Origin of the sequence: uncultured Blautia sp. (assembly GCF_902497045.1) — a bacterium.
Taxonomy (GTDB): Bacteria; Bacillota; Clostridia; order Lachnospirales; family Lachnospiraceae; genus Blautia_A.
The window spans coordinates 1-5,842 of record NZ_CABVDF010000178.1 but is presented as its reverse complement, the minus strand read 5'-3'; the positions used below and the strand labels follow the sequence as shown (position 1 = coordinate 5,842).

Below are 5,842 nucleotides of genomic sequence, written 5' to 3'. Positions count from 1 at the left end.
CAGGAGATTCGGATCTTCTGGATGTTTCTCTTCTCACCTTCGGAGATGAAGGGGGGATTGTATTTATTAAAAATAAGGATGGTTTTTATATAGTAACAACATCTGATCGTCTGGAAGAAATAGAAAAGTTCAGGATTACTTTTTCTAACGGGAAATCGGCAGAAGGAGAATTATGCGGAGCAGATTCCAGAACAAATCTTGTAGTGATTCGTGTTCCAATAGAAAATATAGATGAAGAGACATGGGAAAACATACCGGCAGTACCATTGTCTTCAGAAGATAATCAGGAACAGACACAGCCAGTTATTGCAATTGGAAGTCCTGCAGGTGATATGAATGCTTTAATATATGGAAGCATTACATCTGTTTCCGGAAAACTGAACATAGCAGATGATGAATATGCTTTGATCACTACTGATATGGCCGGATCACAAAAAGGCGGAGGCGTACTGCTGGATATGAACGGCAGGATGACCGGAATTATTATTTCTAATGATAATCAGGAGAATACAGTTTTGAGAGCGGTATCTGTAGCAGAAATCAAATGTCTTCTGGAGAAGCTTTCTAATGGGGAACCTATCTGCTATACTGGAATAAGAGGAACCACTATTTCTAAAAGGCAGTCTGAACAGCTGAATATTCCCCAGGGGATTTTTGTTGACAGAGTGGAACAGGGCTCTCCGGCTATGAATGCAGGAATACAGAGCGGTGACATTTTGTACAAGGTGGGAGACCAGAGGGTTCTTACCATGGATGAGTACAGTAGGGTCTTACAGAATAAGCAGCCGGGAGACCGGATGGAGGTCACCCTGTATCGAAAAAGTCCTGCGGAGGAGTATGTAGACGTAGAATTAAATATATTAATAAAAGAAAAATAGAAAGGTAGAAAAAATGCGTTTTATCAATGAGTTACATGAAGGAGACAGAATCAGTGGAATCTATCTTTGCAAACAGAAGCAGTCAGCTATGACAAAAAATGGAAAACCATACGACAGTATCATACTTCAGGACAAAACCGGGGTACTGGACGGAAAAATATGGGATCCGAATTCTCTTGGGATTGATGAGTTTGATGCTTTGGATTACATAGATGTGGTTGGCGATGTAACAAGCTTTGCAGGGGCAATGCAGGTAAATATCAAGCGTGTCCGCAAGGCCGGAGAAGGGGAGTATGATCCTGCAGATTATCTTCCAGTAAGCGAAAACAGTACAGATGATATGTATCAGCAGCTTTGCAGACTGATCGATACGGTAAAGAATACATATCTTTCTGCAATCCTTAAAAAACTGTTTGTAGAAGATACAGATTTTATCAGAAGCTTTCAGGGACATTCCGCGGCAAAGACAGTCCATCATGGATTTATTGGAGGCTTGATGGAGCATACATTAAGCGTTGCGAAACTCTGTGATTATATGGCAGGAGCCTATCCTCTTTTGAAAAGAGATCTGCTTATTTCCGCAGCTTTGCTTCATGATATCGGCAAAACAAGAGAGCTTTCTGCTTTTCCACAGAACGATTATACAGATGAAGGCCAGTTGTTAGGCCATATTATCATTGGTGCACAGATGATCCATGACCTGGCTCGTGAGATTCCGGATTTTCCGCAGGTGCTGGAAAATGAACTGGTACATTGTATTCTTTCCCACCATGGTGAGCTGGAATATGGATCTCCAAAGAAACCGGCCCTTGCGGAAGCAGTAGCATTAAATCTGGCAGATAATACAGATGCCCGTATGGAAACACTGACGGAAGTTTTTGCAGCAGATAAAGGAAAAAAAGAATGGCTTGGATATAACCGCCTTTTTGAATCAAATTTAAGAAGAACAGGAGAAGTGTGATCCTTATGGAATATCGTAAAAATGATATGGTCACGCTGGATATTGTAGACTGCGGTACAAATGGTGAAGGCATCGGCAAAGCTGATGGCTTCACTGTTTTTGTAAAGGACGCAGTTATTGGAGACCAGGTGACTGCAAAAATTATGAAAGCAAAGAAAAACTATGGATATGGGAGATTAATGGAGATTCTGAAGCCATCACCCGACAGAGCAGAAGCAATCTGTCCTTCGGCCCGTCAGTGCGGCGGATGCCAGCTTCAGCAGTTATCTTACGAAAAGCAGCTTGCATTTAAAGAAGAAAAAGTCAGAGGTCATCTGGAACGTATTGGAGGATTCACAAACCTTCCAATGGAGTCGATTATCGGTATGGAAGATCCTTTTCATTACCGAAATAAAGCCCAGTTTCCTGTAGGAAAAAATAAAGAAGGCCGTATCATTACTGGCTTTTATGCCGGCCGTACTCATAGCATTATCGAAAACCGTGACTGTGCCCTTGGTATACCTGAGAACAGAGAAATTCTGGATCGGGTAGTCTCCCATATGGAAAAGTATCATATTGAGCCGTATGATGAAGAATCAGGGAAAGGATTAGTACGCCATATTTTTACCCGATGCGGCTATTATACAGGTCAGCTGATGGTTTGTGTGATCATAAACGGAACATCAATTCCTCATCAGCAGGAATTGGCAGATTCCCTTCGGGAAATCAGGGGAATGACCAGCATTTCACTGAATATCAATAAAAAACGCAATAATGTGATACTTGGAGACCAGCTGAAGCTTCTCTGGGGCCAGGAATATATCACAGATAAAATAGGAGATATTTCCTATCAGATTTCTCCTCTTTCTTTTTATCAGGTAAACCCACAGCAGACCTGGAAGCTCTATTCCAAAGCACTGGAATATGCAGATCTTCATGGAAAGGAGACTGTCTGGGATCTTTACTGCGGCATTGGAACGATCTCTCTTTTTCTTGCTCAAAAAGCAAAGTATGTACGTGGCGTTGAGATTGTTCCGGCAGCTATTAAGGATGCCCGTCGTAATGCCGACCTGAACCATATTGAAAATACGGAATTTTTTGTAGGAAAAGCAGAGGAGATCCTTCCGGATTACTATGACAGGTATGCAAAAGAGCATCCGGGGAAAAATGCCAGAGCGGATGTGATCGTTGTAGATCCTCCTCGAAAAGGCTGCGATGAAACTCTGCTTAATACTATAGTGGAAATGCAGCCGGAGAAAGTGGTGTACGTAAGCTGCGATTCGGCGACGCTGGCAAGAGATCTGAAATATTTATGTGAGAAAGGATATCAGTTGGAGAAGGTGTGCCCGGTGGACATGTTCCCTATGACGGTGCATGTTGAAACTGTGTGCCTCTTGAGCAACCGAAAACCAGATACTACGGTAAAACTCAGCGTGGATATGGATGATTACTACCGTATTAAAGATGGTAAAGAGCCTAAATAAAACCGAATAATACACTGAAACGAAGCAAGACAGAAGCTGTTGATGCGTTAGAAGATAACGTGTCAGCGGCTTTTTCTTTTTATCTAAAAATCTATTAGTCAAGTCTGAAAGGAGTCAATTCTATGGCAAAGAAAAATGTAAGAAATATGAAGGTTTGTGGACAGAGCGGTTATAAATATGAGACAGTTCCGGCGATTACATTAAAAGGAAAGTGGCTGGAAGAACTGGGCTTTCATCTTGGGGATTATGTGCAGGTGAAATGTGAAAAGGGTCAGCTGATTATCACGCCGGATGTGAATAAAGCACAGGAGCAGGAAGCAAAAACAGCATTTATGGATGAGGAGATTAAGAAACTGAAAATCAGATACCAGAATGAAAAAGAAGAAATTACTGCAAAATATGTGGCAGAGCAGAGTGCTGGCTGTTATGGAAAGAAAGCATGAGAGGGGGAGAAAGTATGGCAAGAATTATCATGTGCGGATCATTTAAAGGGGGAGTTGGCAAGACTGCCAGCTCCTGGAACCTGGCTTATTCACTGGCTGAGATGGGAAAAAGGGTTCTGGCTGTTGATTTTGACAGCCAGGCAAATCTGACAACCTGCTTCGGAATTGAAGATCCTGCGGCTGTGCCGGTGACGATTGGACATCTGATGATGAATCGGCTGGAAGATGAGGAAATGCCGGATCTGTCAGAGTTTATTCAGAGCAGAAATAGCGTGGACTTTATTTCATCATCCATGATGCTTTCAGCAGTGGACAGTAAGCTGCGGATGGAGATGGGTTCAGAGAAGATGCTGACCGGCATTCTAGAGCCGCTGAGAGGGCTGTATGACTATATTATTGTAGATACCTGTCCATCGCTCGGAACATTGACGATTAACGCACTGACGGCGGCTGATGAGGTGATTATTGCTGTCAATCCGCAGCTTCTGGCAATGATGGGATTGCAGGATTTTATCCGGACAGTGAAGAAAGTCAGAAGCAGACTGAATGACCGCCTGCAGATTTCAGGAATCCTGCTGACTATGTGTGATGCAAGAACAAATCTCTGCAAGGTAATCACAGAACAGCTGACGGAAACTTTTGATGGACAGATCCGAATTTTCAAGAGCATCATACCGAATACAGTAAAGGTGGGAGAATCAATTTATTACAGTGAGCCGCTTCTGGAGTATGCACCGGAGAATAAGGCTTGTAAAGCATACCGGAATCTGGCAGAGGAGGTGGCTGGGGATGAAAGCTAATGCACCAAAAAGAAAAGTATTTCAGGACGCACTGGATCTTCTTGCTGAGGATCCGGTGCAGGATACGTCAGTGGCTGTGAACGGGATTGTTTCTATTCCTGTTGAGGAAATCCATCCGTTTTATGATCATCCATTCCGGCTGTATGAGGGAGACCGTCTGGAAGATATGGTACAGAGCATCAGGGCGTATGGTGTGCTGAATCCGGTGATCGTGAGGAAGGCTGCAAGGGGGTATGAGATGCTTGCAGGGCATAACAGAACCAATGCGGCGAAGATAGCAGGATTGACGGAAGTGCCGGCGATAGTGAAGACAGATCTGTCTGATGAGGATGCTTATGTATATGTGATCGAGACAAACCTGTTGCAGAGATCTTTTGCAGAACTGCTTCCATCAGAGAAGGCAGCAGTGCTGGTGGCACGTTATGAAAAGATAAGCAGTCAGGGGAAACGAAATGATATTCGGCAGGAGATTGAGGCTCTGGAAGAAACCTGTGGACACGATGTCCACAAGTCCAGACAGAGAACCTGTGGACATGATGTCCACAAGTCACAGAAAAGCCGTGATGGACTTGGTGAGGAATATGGAATGACTGGAAGGAATATTGCCAGATACATGCGGCTGGACCGGCTGATTCCGGAGTTTAAGGATGCCGTTGATAAGGGGACGCTGGCAATGGTAGCCGCTGTGGATCTGTCTTATCTGAATGTGAAGATGCAGAAGATGATCCAGCAGGTGGCAGAGGCTGAGGGAAAGAAACTGAAACCGAAGCAGGCAGTGGAACTGCGGAAAATGGGAAAGGACATTACGAAAGAGGCGGTTGAGAGTGTTCTGGCGGGTAAAGAACAGAAGAAGCCGCAGAGTGTGTCTGTGAAGCTGCCGATGGAATTGTATGAGAAGTATTTTGGACAGATGGATGCCGGAGCAGTGCAGGAAATCATGGAGAAAGCACTGGAAGGGTATTTTGGAAAGGAGGCAGCAGGTGTTTAGCAGAGAAGATCTTGAATGTCTGGATTCAGGGTATTTTGAGATTATTTATATGGATGACCGGGATGTGACCATCATGTCCCGGAACACAAGGCATATGTGGTATATACATAATCCGGAATATCCATTGATGGGATCCTGTATCATATTTCATAAACATAAGGTGTCTCATCCGTATCATCAGCATGGCCGCAGTAATACGCTGCGGCAGGCTGTGCGGAGTATTAAGAGACATGATAAATGGCAGATAGGTGGGAGAAAATAATTTAACGATTTCAGAAGAGATGGCTTGTGATAAGGCAGCTTATTATT

Annotated in this window: 7 protein-coding genes; all 7 read left to right on the top strand. The window is 43.8% G+C overall.

From position 1 onward, the window contains the following. Positions 1-878: S1C family serine protease (locus RDS42_RS11485; RefSeq protein ID WP_308783789.1), on the top strand; the 878-nt coding region annotated here is incomplete at its 5' end. A 13-nt stretch (positions 879-891) separates the two neighbouring features. Next, positions 892-1,839 carry an HD domain-containing protein gene (locus RDS42_RS11480; RefSeq protein ID WP_308783788.1) on the top strand — a complete coding sequence of 316 codons (948 nt, stop codon included), beginning with the start codon at positions 892-894 and terminating at the stop codon, positions 1,837-1,839. 5 nt (positions 1,840-1,844) lie between these two features. Then, complete coding sequence (gene rlmD / locus RDS42_RS11475; protein ID WP_308783787.1) at positions 1,845-3,302, top strand: 23S rRNA (uracil(1939)-C(5))-methyltransferase RlmD; 1,458 nt, start codon at positions 1,845-1,847, stop codon at positions 3,300-3,302. A 122-nt stretch (positions 3,303-3,424) separates the two neighbouring features. After that, positions 3,425-3,745 carry a SymE family type I addiction module toxin gene (locus tag RDS42_RS11470; protein ID WP_173744265.1) on the top strand — a complete coding sequence of 107 codons (321 nt, stop codon included), beginning with the start codon at positions 3,425-3,427 and terminating at the stop codon, positions 3,743-3,745. A gap of 14 nt (positions 3,746-3,759) precedes the next feature. Next, complete coding sequence (locus RDS42_RS11465; RefSeq protein ID WP_148446718.1) at positions 3,760-4,545, top strand: ParA family protein; 786 nt, start codon at positions 3,760-3,762, stop codon at positions 4,543-4,545. Then, complete coding sequence (locus RDS42_RS11460) at positions 4,535-5,533, top strand: ParB N-terminal domain-containing protein (RefSeq protein WP_308783786.1); 999 nt, start codon at positions 4,535-4,537, stop codon at positions 5,531-5,533. The genes RDS42_RS11465 and RDS42_RS11460 overlap by 11 nt, the downstream gene beginning before the upstream one ends. Next, positions 5,526-5,795 (top strand): hypothetical protein, encoded by a 270-nt coding sequence (locus RDS42_RS11455; protein WP_308783785.1) that lies wholly within the window; start codon positions 5,526-5,528, stop codon positions 5,793-5,795. Before RDS42_RS11460 ends, RDS42_RS11455 begins: the two co-directional genes overlap by 8 nt. Positions 5,796-5,842 lie beyond the last annotated feature (47 nt).

Excerpts from the sequence above, each read along its gene's own strand:
- rlmD (WP_308783787.1), top strand. The coding sequence starts at position 1,845 with ATGGAATATCGTAAAAATGATATGGTCACGCTGGATATTGTAGACTGC.
- RDS42_RS11470 (WP_173744265.1), top strand. The coding sequence starts at position 3,425 with ATGGCAAAGAAAAATGTAAGAAATATGAAGGTTTGTGGACAGAGCGGT.
- RDS42_RS11460 (WP_308783786.1), top strand. The coding sequence starts at position 4,535 with ATGAAAGCTAATGCACCAAAAAGAAAAGTATTTCAGGACGCACTGGAT.
- RDS42_RS11480 (WP_308783788.1), top strand. The coding sequence starts at position 892 with ATGCGTTTTATCAATGAGTTACATGAAGGAGACAGAATCAGTGGAATC.
- RDS42_RS11465 (WP_148446718.1), top strand. The coding sequence starts at position 3,760 with ATGGCAAGAATTATCATGTGCGGATCATTTAAAGGGGGAGTTGGCAAG.